This is a genomic window from Croceitalea rosinachiae (assembly GCF_031846445.1).
GTDB lineage: Bacteria > Bacteroidota > Bacteroidia > Flavobacteriales > Flavobacteriaceae > Croceitalea > Croceitalea rosinachiae.
Genome location: NZ_JAVRHR010000001.1, coordinates 84,529 through 102,791, shown reverse-complemented (window position 1 = coordinate 102,791; position 18,263 = coordinate 84,529). Strand labels below are relative to the sequence as shown.

The 18,263-nt window shown below is 36.0% G+C and carries 13 protein-coding genes and 1 tRNA gene; 10 read left to right on the top strand and 4 right to left on the bottom strand.

Annotated elements, in window-relative coordinates; all coding sequences use genetic code 11:
• Nucleotides 1-34 precede the first annotated feature (34 nt).
• Together RM706_RS00495 and RM706_RS00490 are read left to right on the top strand one after the other, a co-directional pair.
• On the top strand, nucleotides 35-301 hold the full coding sequence (locus RM706_RS00495) for a GIY-YIG nuclease family protein (RefSeq protein ID WP_311349056.1): 267 nt from the start codon (nucleotides 35-37) through the stop codon (nucleotides 299-301).
• Nucleotides 279-352, top strand: a tRNA-Arg gene (locus RM706_RS00490). The genes RM706_RS00495 and RM706_RS00490 overlap by 23 nt, the downstream gene beginning before the upstream one ends.
• A gap of 327 nt (nucleotides 353-679) precedes the next feature.
• On the opposite strand, the gene RM706_RS00485 is transcribed toward RM706_RS00490, so the two are convergent.
• The 4 genes from RM706_RS00485 to RM706_RS00470 all read right to left on the bottom strand — a co-directional run bounded on the left by RM706_RS00485 (nucleotide 680) and on the right by RM706_RS00470 (nucleotide 5,012).
• Complete coding sequence (locus RM706_RS00485; protein ID WP_311349055.1) at nucleotides 680-1,876, bottom strand: leucine-rich repeat domain-containing protein; 1,197 nt, start codon at nucleotides 1,874-1,876, stop codon at nucleotides 680-682.
• 82 nt (nucleotides 1,877-1,958) lie between these two features.
• Nucleotides 1,959-3,083 carry a helix-turn-helix domain-containing protein gene (locus RM706_RS00480; protein ID WP_311349054.1) on the bottom strand — a complete coding sequence of 375 codons (1,125 nt, stop codon included), beginning with the start codon at nucleotides 3,081-3,083 and terminating at the stop codon, nucleotides 1,959-1,961.
• Nucleotides 3,084-3,318: 235 nt separating this feature from the next.
• Entirely contained in the window at nucleotides 3,319-4,032 is a 714-nt protein-coding gene (locus RM706_RS00475; RefSeq protein WP_311349053.1) for a ribonuclease activity regulator RraA, read from the bottom strand.
• A gap of 11 nt (nucleotides 4,033-4,043) precedes the next feature.
• The gene (locus RM706_RS00470) at nucleotides 4,044-5,012 is read right to left on the bottom strand and encodes a sugar phosphate isomerase/epimerase family protein (RefSeq protein ID WP_311349052.1); all 969 of its coding nucleotides are present in this window, start codon (nucleotides 5,010-5,012) and stop codon (nucleotides 4,044-4,046) included.
• Nucleotides 5,013-5,202: 190 nt separating this feature from the next.
• On the opposite strand from RM706_RS00470, the gene RM706_RS00465 reads away from it, so the two are divergent.
• The 8 genes from RM706_RS00465 to RM706_RS00430 all read left to right on the top strand — a co-directional run bounded on the left by RM706_RS00465 (nucleotide 5,203) and on the right by RM706_RS00430 (nucleotide 18,257).
• A complete protein-coding gene (locus tag RM706_RS00465; protein ID WP_311349051.1) occupies nucleotides 5,203-7,524 on the top strand; it encodes a chondroitinase-B domain-containing protein in 2,322 nt (773 codons plus the stop codon).
• Between the two features lie 22 nt (nucleotides 7,525-7,546).
• The gene (locus RM706_RS00460; protein ID WP_311349050.1) at nucleotides 7,547-8,593 is read left to right on the top strand and encodes a polysaccharide lyase family 7 protein; all 1,047 of its coding nucleotides are present in this window, start codon (nucleotides 7,547-7,549) and stop codon (nucleotides 8,591-8,593) included.
• A gap of 28 nt (nucleotides 8,594-8,621) precedes the next feature.
• Nucleotides 8,622-9,698 (top strand): polysaccharide lyase family 7 protein, encoded by a 1,077-nt coding sequence (locus tag RM706_RS00455; protein WP_311349049.1) that lies wholly within the window; start codon nucleotides 8,622-8,624, stop codon nucleotides 9,696-9,698.
• Nucleotides 9,699-9,716: 18 nt separating this feature from the next.
• Nucleotides 9,717-10,487 (top strand): SDR family NAD(P)-dependent oxidoreductase, encoded by a 771-nt coding sequence (locus tag RM706_RS00450; RefSeq protein WP_311349048.1) that lies wholly within the window; start codon nucleotides 9,717-9,719, stop codon nucleotides 10,485-10,487.
• A gap of 18 nt (nucleotides 10,488-10,505) precedes the next feature.
• The gene (locus tag RM706_RS00445; RefSeq protein WP_311349047.1) at nucleotides 10,506-12,746 is read left to right on the top strand and encodes an alginate lyase family protein; all 2,241 of its coding nucleotides are present in this window, start codon (nucleotides 10,506-10,508) and stop codon (nucleotides 12,744-12,746) included.
• Nucleotides 12,747-12,849: 103 nt separating this feature from the next.
• On the top strand, nucleotides 12,850-13,221 hold the full coding sequence (locus RM706_RS00440) for a cupin domain-containing protein (RefSeq protein WP_311349046.1): 372 nt from the start codon (nucleotides 12,850-12,852) through the stop codon (nucleotides 13,219-13,221).
• Nucleotides 13,222-13,691: 470 nt separating this feature from the next.
• Nucleotides 13,692-16,796 carry a SusC/RagA family TonB-linked outer membrane protein gene (locus RM706_RS00435; RefSeq protein ID WP_311349045.1) on the top strand — a complete coding sequence of 1,035 codons (3,105 nt, stop codon included), beginning with the start codon at nucleotides 13,692-13,694 and terminating at the stop codon, nucleotides 16,794-16,796.
• 12 nt (nucleotides 16,797-16,808) lie between these two features.
• On the top strand, nucleotides 16,809-18,257 hold the full coding sequence (locus RM706_RS00430) for a RagB/SusD family nutrient uptake outer membrane protein (RefSeq protein ID WP_311349044.1): 1,449 nt from the start codon (nucleotides 16,809-16,811) through the stop codon (nucleotides 18,255-18,257).
• Nucleotides 18,258-18,263 lie beyond the last annotated feature (6 nt).

Sequence of the window (18,263 nt, the reverse complement as noted above, 5' to 3'; positions counted from 1 at the left end):
CTGCCTGCCGGCAGGCAGGGAGCACTTTTAAGAAATGTGTTATTATTTTTATGCAATAGCGAGTAAAAAAGATGGGCGGATTTATAAAGGTGTTTCACAAGACGTTGACCAGCGATTAAAATGGCATAATGAAGGAAAGACCAAGTCGACCAAGGGTTACCGTCCATGGCAATTGGTTTATGTAGAAAAAGTTGACGATTTAAAAGAGGCGTTAGAGAAAGAGAAATATTATAAATCAGGAATTGGGAGAGAACAATTAAAAGAATTGATAAAACAATGGCCACGTAGCTCAGCTGAATAGAGCACTGGATTTCGGCTCCAGCGGTCGGGGGTTTGAATCCCTCCGTGGTCACTTATACTTATCAAGTAAATTCAAAAAGTCTGTAAATTAATAATTTACGGACTTTTTTGTTTTAAGAAATATCGTTTGATTTCATGTAAAACACACTATTCGGTGAGTAATTCGGTGCCTATTTCTTGTTGATTATGAGCTGTATGAAATATTTCCAAGGTAGTTGCCTGTTGACCAGCATTTTTAAATCGATACTCTATTAATTCCGAGGGCTATATATAGTACTATAAACTTATTCTACCCTTTTGCCCTCATAGGGTCTCCCTCCATAATGATATAGAATTACATTGTCAAAATATCGGTCATTGTTTTTAAAAGCTTTCAGAACTATTGAAGTTTTCTGCTAGGTTCAAGACTGTAAATAGAATTTACCTTTTTGTTAGCTGCCGCAACATACTTACCTTCTGTATCTAGCTTTTTTATGATCTTGCTATTCATAGCAACCAAGGATTCTGAAGATTTTAAGCGGTTATTATGAAATGAGAGATCGGTCAAGCTCCTCAAACTATAAAGTGGCCATAAATTATCAATCTGGTTATGCGCCAACAAGACCCATCTTAATTGTTCCATACGTGCTAAGGGGACGATGGACTTGATTCGATTTCCTGATAAAAACAGTTTTTTAAGTTTATTCAGATTTTTTAAAACCTCGATGCTTTCAATTTTATTTTCCCTTAAATCGAGCCATTCAATATTAGTCAGGTTTTTAAGAAAGCCCAAATCGCCTATATTATTATTTCGAAGTACCAGTACGCCTATATTTTTTAAGTTTGACAAAGGACTAAAATCTTTAACCTTAGTATCCATTAAGTTTACTTGAATAAGTTGATTAAGTCCACTCATTGCTTTAATATCAGAAATAGGGTTCTTTTCCAATATCAATATTTCAAGTGCTTTTAATTCCATCACTGCTTCTATGTTGGTTACATGATTATCAGGAATCCAAATTCCTTTTAGTTTGGTCAACTCTTTTAATGGCTCTATGCTTTCCAATTCATTAAATGCCAAATTAAAATGTGTGAGCTCCGTCCAGTTTTTTGCAACGTCTATTCTTTTAATCTTATTGAAATTCCCTGAGATACTTCTGAGCTTATTTAACTTAGATAATGGACCAATATCTGTTAGGAGGTTTCTATCAAAAAGAAGAGTCTCAAGGTCGACGAGGTTCTCAATCGCATGTAATGATTCTATTTTATTGCCATTAATAACCAGGTTCTTGAGTTTGGTTAAGCCTGCCAATGGCTCTAAATCGCTAATATTGTTGTTGTCTAACCTTAAGGAAGTAAGGTTTTTGGCGTATTCCAGTCCCTTTAAAGAGGTGACTCCCTGACCCGCAACTACAAAGCGAGTCAATAATTCTAAATCTAACTTTGTCAACTCACCTGTAGGTTTGTCAAAATGCTCTCTAATCGCACGTTCCAAATAAAAGTCTTGGATTACAATTTTTTCGTCATCGGTTTGGGAATGAACCAATGTTACAAAACCTAGCAATAATGATGATACTATTATTTTTAAAAAGTCCATAAGAAATAAATTATTGCATCAAAAATCAATAACTCTATTGACTTAAATGGAGAAATTTCAGCCAAAAAAGGTTCATATCATGTTATGAAACTTTTTTGTTTTTTGAAATTTGATTTAAATATCCTTTTGGAGTTTGAGAAGTATGTCTATGAAAAGCTCGATAAAAGGTAGTTTTAGACTTGAAACCAGAATCTTTGGCAATAGACTCTAGGGTAAGACTATTCTGTAATCCAGCTTTGAGCTTATCTTTTACTTCTGCTATTCTATATTTGTTTGTGAAATCGTTGAACGATATATTTAGATGATTGTTAAGTAAATTTGATAATACGCTGGGGTTGGTCTGTAATTGTTTCGCAAAAGATGCAAGAGAAAAATCTGAATTCAAATAGGGCTTTTCAATTTCCATTTTTTCTAAAATATCCTGCAGTTTTTTATTCAGAACATTTTTGTCAATAATTTTTCTAGAGCTCTTAAAAGTTGAATATGACAAGTAGCCCAATAAAGAAATAACATAGATAAGAACAGCATTATATATCTTAACAATCATAGTGAGTGAAAAACCTAACCATATATCTAAAGGTGAACTTTTCCAATACCCATAGATTTTACCTAAAAGAGCTGAAGTTAGTTCAAGTGCAACACCAAAGAACAAGAAGATTATTAAATATTTGACCCATTTGGTGTAATTATATTTACCATTTAGACCTTTCTTTTCTCTTAATTCGATCAGGGAAAGTAAGGAGTAAGTACATAATAATAATAACAATATTACATCATGGACAAATTGAACTTTAAAATATCCCATTTCTAAGACCCAACTCGCCTTTCTTTCAGGAATAATTGTTAGACTTCCCAACCATATGAACCAGTAATACAACCAGAAAATCATCGGTATTATCAAATGAAAACTATTTTGATAGTTAAGTCGAAATGTAGAATTATATATGGCCTTGAAATAAAGAAATAGTAATGGGAAAACAAAAATAACTAGATTAAAAGGAATAAACCTAAGGTAGTCATACTGCGCAACAAACCCGGAACGACCCAAAAAAGTTGGTACTAGCGATAGTCCAATTACAAGTAAAAGTGAAATCAACAATTTATTCTGAACTAATTTCCAGTTCCTATTCTTAATGATTAGAAATATCATAATCGTACTTTGAAGAAGACCAAAAAAAATCAAAGTAGTGGTAAGATCTAGGTTCATTATTTTTTCTTAGTTCACTTAATGCAAATTTAATTAATTTAAAGCTGTTGCTAGGTGTCCAAGATTTTCTTGAATTGGCTTTTGAAGGCCTTAATTACCCTTAAATCAATGCTTTTTAGAACGCTCAATTAGTCTTAATTGTGCTTGTAGTTATTAAACAATTCAATACTTGTATCATTGAAAAACAAAATCAAAAAAGGTTGTGGATCTATGGGAACAACAATTAAGTCTTCTACTAGTTCTTTGATTTCCAGCTTTTAAACTCTTTTAAATACTTTTCATTGGTTAAAGGGTATAGACCAATAACAGAATCCCCTTGATTCACTTTGTCTAGCACGAAGTTTTCGTATTCAGTCATTTTTAGGCATTCTTCTGTAACTTCTTTTACAAGATGCTGAGGTATTACCATGACCCCATCGTCATCTCCAAGTATAACATCACCTGGAAATACAGCAACATCTCCACACCCTATGGGTTCATTGACGGCAATGGCCTGGTGCAATGTCAAATTTGTGGGTGCAGAGGGCCTATTGTGGTATGAGGGCAAATCTAAATTGGCTATTTCAGCCGAATCGCGAAAACCTCCATCAGTCACGATACCGGCTACCCCTCGTTTCATCAGTCTGGTTGCCAAGATAGAACCAGCGGAAGCTGCTCTGGCATCTTTGCGACTATCAATGATAAGTACACTTTCTTTTGGGCATTCTTCTACGGCAAAGCGTTGAAGGTGTTTGGGGTCCTTAAAAACGGAAATAGGATTCAAATCTTCTCTTGCTGGAATATAGCGCAGTGTAAAAGCTTCACCGACCATAGTTGGCTTTCCTTTTTTAAGAGGAACCACACCTTGAATAAACTGATTTTTTAATCCTTTTTTGAATAGGTAAGTGGCAACAGTTGCAGTGCTAATTCCTCTTAATTTTGACCTTATGGTATTTGATAGTGAAGACATTGTAATGGTTTTTATTGTGCGTTGCGCCAAGTTTGTCTCAAGAAATTCAAGTCCTTTTTCATTTTAGCAAAAACTTCCTTTTCACTGATTGTAATTTTAGAATCTCCGTGTTCCGCACCACCCAAATCATATTCCAAATGCAAGGATACCGGTACATTGATTTCGTACTTCTTTAGCAAAGCGAAATAGCTCTTAAAATCGACCATTCCTTCTCCCAAAGGAGTATTTATGGGTTTCCATTTTCCATCAACGATACCCCATTTGAAATCTTTGATAACTAAGGATTTAATAAAAGGTTTTATCAGTCGTAATCCTAATTCCCAACTGCTTCCACCTTCTACTACAGCATGCCTAATATCGTATTGACAACCTACGTTTTCGTTATTGGTAGCGGACAGAATAGATGGCAAATCCCAAATAGGTGCACCTACATGATTTCCAGCATGATTTTGATAACAGCCAATTAATCCTAGTTTTTTGTTGAGAACCTCCAGATTTTTGAACTGATTTCCGTATAGTTTTTGACTTTCTGAAATAGACCTATCCTCGGGATATTTAAGCCATCCCGTACGATAATGAGTGAGGCCTAGCTCACTTGCTGTTTCTAAAACTTTTTTTTGTTCTAAATTTTTCGCATCCCAGATATTTGTCGTCATCATCCCAGGGTTGATTCCATATTTTTTTAGTGCACTAGCCGCCCGTGGTAAATCATCGGTTACTCTTTCTGGTAAAACATGACCTTTGGGCCTAACCGTTAAATCCAACCCGTCAAATCCCATTTCAGCAGCTGCGGCCGCCATCTCGTTATAATCAAGAAATTGAAGATGTTTTGAAAACAAACTAATAGTGAGGTCGTCTTTTGGTTTTATATGAATATCAAAAAAAGAACTACTAAATGACATTAATGGTATACTACCAATAGCTGTGGCCGATAATTTGGTAAAATTTCTTCTTGTAATGACTTTTTTAGTTTCTTGCATATTCAAGTATGGATTGCTATCTAGTCAGTGGTTTTTATGTTAAAAAATTGCGTGTATGACAAATATATGTATTTTTGGTAAACCAAATTGGTTAACCAATTTATAAAAAGAAACCAAAACTTGAGAAATGATTAAGTCTTGTTCGGTTTTCTTCTACTTGGTGTCCACTTGATTCACATAAAAAACTAAAATGATAAAAAAAGGTTTATTGGTTATAGGTGCTGCTTTGTTATTGCTTTCCTGTGGGGAAAATCCCACTAAAAAAAGCACTTATGTTAAAAATATCACTGAATTGAATGCCGCCATTAAAAATGCAGCTCCAGGAGATGAAATTGTTATGGCAAATGGTGATTGGACTGATGTTGAAATTCGATTCATAGGTTATGGGAATGATAAAAACCCGATTACACTAAAGGCAGAAACCGCTGGCGAAGTAATCATTAAAGGAAAATCAGATCTGAAACTTGGTGGAGAATATCTATTAGTTAATGGTTTGTATTTTACCGAAGGTTCTTCTCCTACCCGGTCAGTTATCGAATTTGCAATTAACCAAGATACTGTAGCGAATCACTCAAGTGTTCGTAATTGTGTGGTATTGGATTACAATAAAGGACAACGAAACCAAACCGATATTTGGGTACAGTTTAAAGGAAGGTATAATGAACTAGATCATTCATATATTGAAGGTAAAGCTAATAGGGGGCCAACGGTACGAGTTGATTTAGAAGGAAATAGAAGCATCAAGAATTATCATAAAATCACAAATAATTATTTTGGACCAAGACCTCCTAAAGGTGGTCCGAGTGCAGAGACTATCCAAATAGGTAATAGTTATACTTCTATGGCGCCAAGTTATACCCTAGTGGCCAACAATTTCTTTGATAGATGCAATGGAGAAGTAGAGGTCATTTCTAGTAAAACGAATTTCAATGAGTTTAGAAATAATGTCTTTTATAAAAGCGAGGGTTCATTGGTTACAAGACATGGTAACTATTGTATCGTTGATGGTAATTATTTTATTGGAGATGATAATTCTGAACAAATTGGTGGAATACGTTTGATAGGTACCGGGCATTGGGTAATGAACAATTACTTCTATAATCTGAAAGGAAAGGTTTTTAGGAGTCCGCTTGCCGTTATGAATGGTATTCCAAAATCACCTTTGAATCGATATATACAGGTTACGGATGTGGTTGTGGCGCACAACTCTTGGATAAATTGTACTTCCCCATTGCAATTTGGCGTAGGGTCTAATGTAGATCAAAAGGATGTCTTGCCCGCCTCTGAAATAAGATCAGAAAGGCCTATTCGCACTATTGTGGCGAATAACCTTATTTATAACGAGAAAAGTGATAAGCAGCCCATAATTGCTCATGATTCATTAGATGGGATAACCTTTAAAAGTAATTTAATAAATAATCAAGGCGGTTCCTTAAAATATTCTTCAGGATTTAGACAGGAGGAATTTTTACTTAAAGAGTTAGAAGATAAAATTTTAATATCATCAGGAGATTTACCAGAATTTGAATTATATCAGGGTTTCGAGTTTGATCAAATTACTAAGGATTTATTCGGTAATTCACGCATGACTATGAATTCAGTTGGGGCAATTTCTGGTACTTCAGTTGAGAAACCAAATCTTATGGACTTGTCAAAATATGGCCCGGATTGGTATGCTCTAAAATCTGTAGATAATGCCAGTGCCAAAATGCATGCAGCAGGTTCTGTTTCCGAATTGGAAACTGCCATTCAAGATGCAAAAAGTGGTGATACCATCATTTTAACAGCTGACCGATATGAGCTAAAATCTTCAATGAAAATTAATAAAAAGTTGATGATTAGGTCCGCTGATGCTGATAGTAAAGTCGCCATTCAATATTTAGGGGCTCCAAAAACCCCGGTATTTGAAATGAACCCTAAAGGGCATCTTATACTTAAGGGTGTCAACCTGAAAGGTACAAATAGTCAATACGCGTTTGCCAGTTTACAAAGCAATATGTCCAGCCTGTATAATTTGAATGTTAATGACTGTGAAATATCAGATTTCGACTATGTGCTGAAAGGATACAAATACTCTTTTTCGGAATATATCAAATTTAATTCTACTCTTATTAAAAACTGCGCAAATGGTCTTGAGCTGTCTGCCGAGAACGATGATCGTGGCGATTACAACGCAGAAAATATTTTCATTGATAATTGTCAATTCGAGAATGTGAATAAAAACGTAATTGATTACTATAGGGGTGGCTATGACGAATCTACGGTCGGAGGAAACCTTAAAGTGACCAATAGTAGTTTTAAGCAATGTGGCTTCCAAGAGAAAAACGGTGTTCTAATCAACACCTATGGGATTATCAATGTTGATATTTCAGGGAATAAGTTCCAGAACAACAAAGTTGAATTGGTAGCGAGACTATGGGGTGCCAAGAACAATTCACATTCAGATAATGTAATTGAAAACTCGGGAAAACTCGTCGTAGAACAAAATCTCCCACTTAAATTGATGTACTAATTCTAAGTAATAATTACTAAAGATGAATATTAAAACTTTCAAAGCGGTATTTCAACCTATTTTGATGATGGGCCTTGTATTTGTGATGAACAGTTGCTTTGATAAGGCCAAAAAGGCCAATGGTGAAGCATCAAAAGATATGGTCGTAGAGACCTCAATTTATCCAAGCGATGTGATTCCTTTTATGGATAAATGGAAAATTCTTTGTGGCAATGGATCACGTTCAGAAAACTTAGTAGGTTATCAAAAGAAGGATTTCTTTTATGTTGAAAACGATGGAAAAACCAATTGGGTGGTATACAAAACGCCCAATTCCGGAGTTACCTCGCGCACCTCAAGCAATACTAGAACAGAGCTAGGTGAAAAAGCACATTGGATACCTGAAACGGGCCGTAAATTAACAGGGACCTTAAAAGTAATGCATGTTTCTACAACGGGTGATGCCACAGTTTCCTCTTCTTATTCAGTGGTGATTGGACAAATTCACAGCGATGAAGGTCACGAAAACGAACCTTTGAAAATCTTCTACAAAAAATTTCCTGGGCACCAAAAAGGTTCTGTATTTTGGAACTATGAAATTAATACAGAAGGTGATAATTCAGGTAGATGGGATTACTCCACAGCAGTTTGGGGTCATGATTTTTCAAGTGTTGGTGAGAGTCCAACGACATATCCTGAGGAACCAGAAGATGGTATTGCTTTGGGCGAAGAATTTAGTTATGAAGTAAATGTGTTTAAAGGTGTTATGTACCTCACTTTTACTGGTGAAGGTCATGAAACGATAAAATTTACAAAGAGTTTAGTGAAATCAGATTTTTCTAAAAAATCAGATATTCCACAACAGATTATAGAGGGGTATTCGTCGAGACGAGCTGTAAGCGTAGAACGTGACACTGCTTATGCCGGCGAACTGAATTATTTCAAACAAGGGGCCTATAATCAGGCTAATGGCAAATCGACGAAATCAGAAACTTATGATGGCGACATAGCCAAACAATACACGAACGGTAGCTATGCTGAAGTTTGGTTTAGGAAGGCAACGATTGGAAAAGCGACAACGCCTAACTGATTTAAAGAATCATTAATAGGATAAGAAAATGAATCATAAAAAAACTATTATAACGGCAATTTCTATACTAGTTGTTTGTGTTTTCCCATTAATTAGTTGTAATAACTCGGTTAAAAAGAAAATAGAAAAACCCGTTTACGCAAACGATGTCATCCCATTTTTCCAACATTGGAACTTAATCTTAGGTGATGGTTCTAATGTAGGTCAAGCGACTAATTACAAGAATGAGAATTTCTTTTATACCGAAAGCGATGACAATGCTGATTGGGTAGTATTCAAAACTCCAAATGCGGGAGATACACACGGAACCTCAAATAATACACGAACTGAATTAGCACAATTAAAAAAATGGTATCCAAAAACTGCTGATGATAAATTGACCGCTACACTTAAGGTCATGAATGTATCGGCTACTGGAGATGCTCGTGTTGCTTCTACCCATTCTGTAGTTGTTGGTCAAATACATAGTGCGGATGGGCATGAAAATGAACCACTTAAAATATTTTACAAAAAGTATCCGGGGCATACCAAAGGTTCTGTCTTTTGGCATTATGAAATTAATACGGAAGGTGATGATAATTCAGGAAGATGGGATTTTTCATCAGCTGTGTGGGGCCATGATTTCTCGGTAGTTGGAAGCGATGAAAACACCTATCCCGCAGAACCTGAAAATGGTATTGCATTAGGGGAAGAATTTAGTTATGAAATCGAAGTTAAAGATGGTATTATGAATTTGAAATTTACCAGTGAAGGGCATCCAACTAAGACATTTACCAAAAATTTGATTGAATCGGAATATACGTCCAAAGAAGATATTCCAGAGCAAACACTAAAATTATTTGTGCCTATTGGTCAAGATGGCGTAGAACGTGAAAATGCGTATGCTGGCGAAGGCTGCTTTTTTAAGCTAGGCTGTTACAATCAAACCAATGGAAAATCTCCTGAAGTAAATGAAAATTGGTGTTCTGGTGCCGAAACACATGATGGCGACATTCAGAAACAGTATGAAAGCGGAAACTATGCTGAAGTTTGGTTCAAAACCGGAAGTATATCTATTAGTGATACTGCCGTATCCAACCAGGGTTATTTTACCAAGAACGATTAAATCAATTCATTGAATCACATGAATAGCAACAACAAACTAACTGGTAAAAATGTTCTAATAACTGCTGGTGCACAAGGAATTGGAGAGTCAATTACCCAGCACTTTATTGATAGTGGCGCCAATGTTGCCATTCACTATTTTTCTAGTGCCGATACAGCAGATCAACTGGTGGACTATGCCATAGGCAAAGGACAAAAAGCGGCAGCTATATCGGGAGACTTAACAAAAGAAGCCGATGCGAACGCAATGGTTGAAAAAACAATTGAGGTATTGGGTGGCCTAGATATATTGATTAACAACGCGGGGTCACTTGTTGCGCGCAGAATGCTGAACGAAATGGAGACAGATTTTTGGCACAAGGTAATGGACATCAACATGACATCTATGATGTTTGTGACTAGAGCTGCAGCTCCTTATTTAGCAAAAAATGACAACAGCAGTATTATTAATTTGGCATCACTCGCCGGACGCAAAGGTGGTCATCCTGGGTCATTGGCATACGCTACCAGCAAGGGCGCGATACTTACTTTTACGAGAGCGCTCTCGACAGAATTAGGCCCAAAAGGAGTTCGAGTGAACGCTGTTGCTCCGGGTTTAATATTAGGAACTTCATTTCACAACACACATACCACTAAAGAATCTGCAGATAAAACAACGGCTGGTATTCCAATAAAACGAGCGGGTAATGCGGCAGATGTAGCACGTGCAGTTTTATATTTAGTATCTGAATATGATGGTTTTATTACTGGCGCAACGCTAGATATTAATGGAGGAGTCTACAATATGTAGGGTTAGAAATAAATAAAAATGACAAAGCGGAACCTAAATATAATTTACCTAGCGATACTATTTGTATTTGCAATACTATTTCTTCCAAATTTTGCTTTGGCACAAGAACATCCAAATTTAATTTTGACCAAAGCCGGAGTTGAAAAAATTCGTGCTGAATTAGGAAATGTCCATTTATTTGATGCGTCGTTGGCGGCATTGAAAAAAGAGGTGGATACAGAAATTGCCTTAGGAATCGAGACACCAATTCCGAAAGATTATTCTGGTGGCTATACGCATGCCAGGCATAAAAAAAATTGGTTTCTACTACAAAAAGCTGGGGTGCTGTATCAGATACTTGACGATAAAAAGTATGCCATTTATGTTCGTGATATGTTAATGCAGTATGAAAAAATGTATAAAACGCTACCGCTACATCCTAAAACAAGATCATACGCAAGAGGCAAGTTGTTCTGGCAATGTTTAAATGATGCTAATTGGTTGGTCTATGTTAGTCAGGCCTATGATTGTATCTACAATTTTTTGTCAAAAGAAGAACGCAATAGACTTGAAACTAACCTATTCCGGCCATTTGCAGACCACATTTCAGTTAATAGTCCACAATTTTACCAAAGAGTTCATAACCATAGTACTTGGGGTAATGCCGCAGTTGGTATGATAGGTTTGGTGATGAATGACCAAGAACTGATAGACCGCGCTTTATATGGTATAAAAGATATGAATTTAGATAAAACCGCAAAAGACGATGACGGTGGATTCATAAACAAAGATGGTAAAGCAGGTTTCTTGGCCAATATAGAAGAGCCTTTTTCACCAGATGGATATTATAATGAAGGGCCATACTACCAACGCTACGCCATGTATCCGTTTTTGATTTTTGCTGTGGGTTTACAAAATGTAAGACCAGATTTGAAAATATTCGAATATAAAGATGGTGTGCTTTTGAAGTCTATTAATGCGCTTTTGAATTTATCAGATGCAGATGGCGATTTTTTTCCATTAAATGATGGACAAAAAGGGATGTCCTATTACAACAGTGCTTTAATATCTGCGGTGGATATATCTTATTATTATGGAGGTCATGACTCAGGCCTTTTGAGTATTGCAGAAAAACAGGGCAAGGTTTTATTGGCCGATTCGGGCTTAGAAGTAGCACTTGCCATTAAAAATGGGAAAGCGAAACCATTCGATAAAAAGTCGATTAATCTTACAGATGGACCTGAAGGGAAACAAGGGGGCGTTGCTATTTTAAGAAAAGAAAGTATCGAACTTGTTTTTAAATATGCTGCGCAAGGCTCAAGTCACGGGCATTATGATAAGTTGTCCTACTCACTTTACGATAACGGTAATGAAGTTCTACAAGATTATGGGTTAGCTCGTTTTGTAAATATTGAACAAAAAGGTGGGGGCAATTATCTAAAAGAAAATAAAACATGGGCCAAACAATCAATCGCCCATAATACACTTGTTCAAAATGAAACTTCCCACTTTCAAGGAAAGTATGAAATTGGGAGTAAGCACCATTCTGACCTATACTTCTATGATGATAAAGATGGCGAAGTTCAAATTGCAAGTGCAAAAGAAAATAATGCCTATCCCGGTACAGAAATACATCGTACCATGGCAATAATCAAAAATGAAAAATTTGAAAAACCCTTCTTGTTGGATATTATGAAAATAAATTCTGATTCGGAAAATCAATACGATTTACCATTTTATTTTATGGGACATGTAATGAAGGTCAACTTTGAATATGAATCTCCTGCGTTCAGTGTTCTTGGAGAAAAGAATGGCTATCAGCACTTGTATGTAGAAGGAAAGGGGAAGCCTTCTTCAGAAGGCACAATTGTTTCTTGGTTGGGCCGTAATAACTTCTATACATTGACTACGGCCACCGACACTTCTGATGAGTTGCTTTTTACGCGTTTGGGCGCCAATGACCCTAAATTCAATTTAAGAAGGGATGCAGGCTTTATGATTCGAAGAAAAAATGCTAAGAATACCACTTTTGTATCGATTATAGAATCACATGGAAGTTATAGTCCAGTGACAGAATCCGCTGTGAATTCCAATTCTAGTATCTCAAGTCTGAAATTAGTTCATGATGATGAGCACTACACGGCGGTTAACATTTCAGATGTGAATGGTGATGAATTTATGATGATAATAAGTAATACAGATTCTAATAAAACAAGTCCGCATAAATTACAGATAAACGGACGTGATTATCAATGGTCTGGTCCTTATCATTTTAAATAATACAAACTGAAATTAAGAACCTTCCATAACTGGAAAATGATATTCAAGGGAATGATTATATAGAAGCAACATATGATATTTAAAAAACAATAAACATAAACATATGAAACGATTTAGTGAAAAATACATCTCTACCAAAGAAATGGATTGGGAAGAACTTGGAGGAGGAGTATCAAGAAAGTTTTTAGGGTACGACAACCAAATTATGATGGTAAAAGTGAAATTTGAAAAAGGAGCATTGGGTGCCCCTCATCATCATTTTCATACTCAAGCTACTTATTGTGTTTCAGGTAAGTTTGAATTTGAAATTGATGGAGTGAAGAAAATAATTGAAGCAGGGGATGGAGTTTACATTGAACCTAATTTATTGCATAGTGCAGTATGCTTAGAAGAAGGGATGCTAATTGACACTTTTAGTCCTGTTAGAGAAGATTTTTTGAGTGGTGGAGAGGTATCTTATTTTGGAGATAAATAGTAATGGCAGAAATAACGTCCTATTCAATAGAAAAGGAATTTTTTAAGTGTTAGTGCCTTATTTTGTTTATAACTCATAAAATTAGATCAAACAAAATTTCATAATCCATAAAATTTTAACATTTAAATGATAAAATCGTTTTTTATTAACGATTCAATAACATATATTTGGTCAACCAAATTGGTTTACCAGTTTGGATTACCAAATAATATTTAAACTAATTAATTATATGATAAGAAGCAGAAAATAAAAAAGGATAGGTGCACGCCTATCCTTTTAAAAAAGATTACTTCTTTGGAGGGAAGTAAAATTCGACAAATACACACTTAATGCAAATTTGAAGAATTCAAATGTAATGATTCGTTTTAAGAATTTGTTTTAAAAATGTGATTAACTAAACTGAATTAGTGGCATTCCTAAATATTAGGGATAGCAATTAAAACAATCTTTTGAAATTAACTGAATAACAAATGAACTTAAAAACTAGATTATTAATAATTGTAGTATTGCTAGTCAATATTCAATTATTTGCCCAGGATACTTATAGTGTCACTGGAACCGTAAATGATGCAGATAATGTTCCAATTCCTGGAGCAAATATTGTTGTTTTGAATACAACAAGAGGCACCCAAACGGATTTTGACGGTAATTATTCCATTAATGTTTCTAATGGAGAGGTGTTACAATTTTCATATATAGGCTATGGCACTCAGACCATAATTATTAGTGGACAGGCTTCCATTAACATAATACTTGAAGAAGATACTAGCCAGCTTGATGAGGTAGTGGTAATTGGTTATGGTACACAGAGAAAGTCTACTGTTACCGGATCTATTTCTAAGGTAGTCAATGAAACCTTAGATCAGATTGCGGTATCAAGGGTTGATGATGCCCTTATTGGTCAAGTGTCAGGGGTAAATATTCAAGCGACCAATGCCGAAGCTGGTGGTGCACCTACCATAAACATAAGGGGTGTTGGTTCTGTTAGTGCAGATACTGGCCCTGCTTTGGTGATTGACGGTATTGTAGTTAGTTCAGAATTTTTCGCCAACATTGACATGAATGATGTAGAATCTTTTGAGGTTCTTAAAGATGCAGCTTCTGCTTCTGTCTATGGTAGTGAGGGTGCCAATGGGGTAATTTTAATAACAACTAAGAGCGGTAGGGCTGGAAAGACTAAGTTTAGTTATCAAACTTACACAGGTTTTAAACAAGCCCATGGTAGCGATGATTACAGAAAAGATTTGAATGAGTGGGCTGATTTAGAAGAAGCCACAACAGGTACCCTTTCAGGTGAAACCTTGTACGCCCTTGATATAGTTAATGTTACAGGAATTAATAGAGATTGGCAAGATGTATTCTTTGATGGAGGCACTGTAACCAGTCATTCTCTTTCTGCGAGAGGAGGTACAGAAAATTCGACTTTCAGTGCTTCTTTAAGGTCATTGCATGATGAAGGAGTTGTGATTACAGATGATTATAAGTTATATACAGGAAATTTAAAGTTTGATACTAAAATAGGGAAGAAATTAAAGTTTGGTCTTAGGGCCACTCCTTCTTATACGGAACAACGAAGATTGCCTACATCTATTCACAATCCAACACGTCAATCACCATGGTTGCCTATTTTTCATACAGAAGAAACATTACAGTTCATAAACCGTGATATTTATCCTGACGTAGGTGTGGGAGATTATTTTTGGGAAAACCATTTAGAAAATAGAGATTATGATAACGATGGTAATACCGAAAGACCTAGAACTTCTGGGGATTCTAACCCATATCAACAATATGTAGAGCGCGAGCACTATGAATTCAACACAAAACTATTCGGTTCTACCTATTTAAGCTATAAATTGGCAAAAGGTTTGACTGCTAAAACTTCTTTGGGTATTACCTTGGAGCAACGCAAACGTGATAGATATGATGGGGTTAATTATCATGCTTCGGGTGCATCCAGATCTAACTACTTTTTGGAAAACAGATTCCGTAAGAGACTTGTTTCTGATAATACCTTAAACTACAGCAGAAAATTTGGTGATCATGATCTTAATTTGCTAGGTCTCCTTACCGTACAACAGCGTACAACCGAAATAAGTCAGATTAATGGAAATGGTTTTACAGATGATCGTCTTAAAAACATAAATGGAGCTAATCCTGACAATACTACCGCATTTCAAGCTAATGCAGAACGTAAAAAGATAGGTTGGTTGGCAAGGGTCAATTATGCCTATAAAGACAAATATCTTTTAAATGCGTCTATTAGGGGTGATGGTAGTTCTGTTTTTGGTGTAGATAGCAAGTGGGGTTATTTCCCTGCTATATCTGCCGGTTGGAATGTAGCAAAAGAAAATTTCTTATTATCGAGCGATGTAGTCAGTAACTTAAAGTTTAGAGCCAGTTATGGTCTTACTGGATCTGAGAATTTTAACCTTTCAACACTTGAAGAGACAGTATGGCCATACTTGTCACTATTACAAAATACCAATGCAGTTGTTGATGGTAACCTTGTGAGTGGTATATCGCCCCTAAACATTGCAAATAACTTACTGCAATGGGAGGCTTCTGAAGAATTAACTATTGGTCTGGACTACGGTTTTTTGAATAATAGAATTACCGGTTCTATCGATTACTACCAAAGAAACAGTGATGAACTGCTCCTTAACAACCCTGTTTCTTATGTAACCGGTTTTAATAATGGTATTGTGAATTTAGGAGAAGTTCAAAATAGAGGACTAGAATTTGAATTAAGGACCAGAAATATAGTTAGGGAGAATTTCAGATGGAATTCTACCTTGATTGCATCTACAAATCAAAATGAACTATTGAGTTTTGGAGATTCCAATAATGCATTGATTGAAGATACGTATGGTAGAAATTCACAGTGGATCAATAGAATTGGTGAGCCAATTTCTTCCTACTGGGGTTTTGTAGTGGATAATGATGCTTATGACGAAGTTTCATTTAGAAACACCTATGTTGATAATCCTTGGAATAGAATTAATGGTCAGGCTGATGATACTATTGTCAAAGATTTGAATGGTGACGGTATTATTACTGAAGAAGATAAGACCATTCTTGGAGACCCTTATCCAGATTTAATATACAGTTTCACTAATGACTTTCAGATTGGTCAAGTAGATATCTCCTTTATGGTTCAAGGTAGCTTAGGGGCACAAGTCAATAATATTGGTGATCAATATTTCTACAACTGGTTTGGAAACAGAACCAGAAGTGGGGGAGAAGCACAAGCAGTGGCAGATGGCTTAGTACCGCATGAGTCTTTCATTCAAGAAAGAGTATTGACCAGTGAGGTAATCGCCAGTGCGGATTATTTCTCTTTACGAAATGTGCGCGTGGGCTACAATTTTGGTGGTGATACCATCTCAAGAATTGGTTTAGAAGGACTTAGGGTTTATGTAACTGGACAAAACCTTCTATATATTACTGCGGATGATTATCATGGTTTTAACCCAGAGCACGATGATAATGGTAATATTAGGGCATTTGGTTCGCAAAGAGCAGGTACTCCTATATTTAGGACATTAACATTAGGTCTAAACATTGATTTTTAAAAAATAATTATTATGAAATACATAAAATATATAACATTCATTGTTACGGCACTTTTAATGTCGTGTAGTTCAGACGAGTTTTTGAATCCAATACCTGAAACAGTGTTAGTAGAGGAATCATTTTTTCAAACTGACGCGGATGTTGAAGCGGGGCTATTGGGAGTTTATGATGCGCTCCAAGGGGTAAATGAAAACAGTGGGACCAATATTGGCAATTTTAATAGAGGGGTTCAGTTCGAACACCTTTTGACGGAGCATCGCACTGACAACACTCGAAATGCAACCTTGGAAGGCTCTAAGTCTGATTTCCACCGCTATGTTGTTGATGCGAACAATGTAGAATCAGAAGATTTTTATGCATCAATGTATGAGGTTATTTTTAGAGCAAACAATACGCTTAGGTTTATTGATATTGCTGATGAGAGCAATACGGCAAGATATGCTGCTGAGGCCAAATTTTTAAGAGCATATGCTTATTTCAAATTGGTAAGATTGTTTAGTGATGTACCTTTAATTACTGAGGTAGCTGGGCCAGAAGATAACGAGGCTCTTTTTACAAGAATATCAGAGGATCAGATTTATGCTCAGATTGTAGAAGATTTACAAGAGGCAGTCAGTGCATTGGATAATACGTACAAGGCCAGGGCATCAAGAGCTGCTGCTCAGGGTATTTTAGCAAAAGTGTATCTATCGCAGCCAACCCCTAATTATTCAGGGGCAGAACAATTATGTGAAGCAATTATCAATAGTGGGGAATTTGCTTTGGAAAGTAATTTCACGGATGTTTTTTATAACGAACTGAATGATGAAATCATTTTTGCTATTCAATACCAATTTGGTAATACGCTGGAAAGTCAAAGTTTCTCTTCGGAGTTTACCTCTTTTGTACGTCAAGGTAGGGAAGACGGTCAAAATATTGTTAATGATAATCTCGTTGTAGATTTTAGCGCATTTGGTGGTGTTAGAGGGCCACAATCTTTTGTCAACTTAGGAAGTTCGATAGAAGTAATTAAATTTTTACCAGAAGGATCAGATATAACTGTTTCACCACCAACCTATGGAGAAAATGCTCGTAACGCTGGTAACGATTATATAGCCTTGCGTTATGCTGATGTGCTTTTGATGCATGTAGAAGCTGCCATTGGGTCAGGGACAAATACTTCTGATATAGGTGCTTTACAATCCTTTCAGCAAATAAGGGATAGGGCTTTCCCAGATACTGCTCCTAATTCAATATCTAGTGTGTCTAAAGATGAGCTATTAACGGAAAGAAGGGTAGAATTGGCATTTGAAAATCAACGTTGGTTTGATTTACTGAGATTTGGTGTTGCAAATGATGTTTTGAGCGCTCACGCCGTTGAAATGGGATATGTTTATTCTGCAAGAGATTTGTTATTGCCAATTCCAGCTAGGGAAATAAATCTAAGTGACGGGCTTTTAACGCAAAATCCTGGGTATTAATCTTAA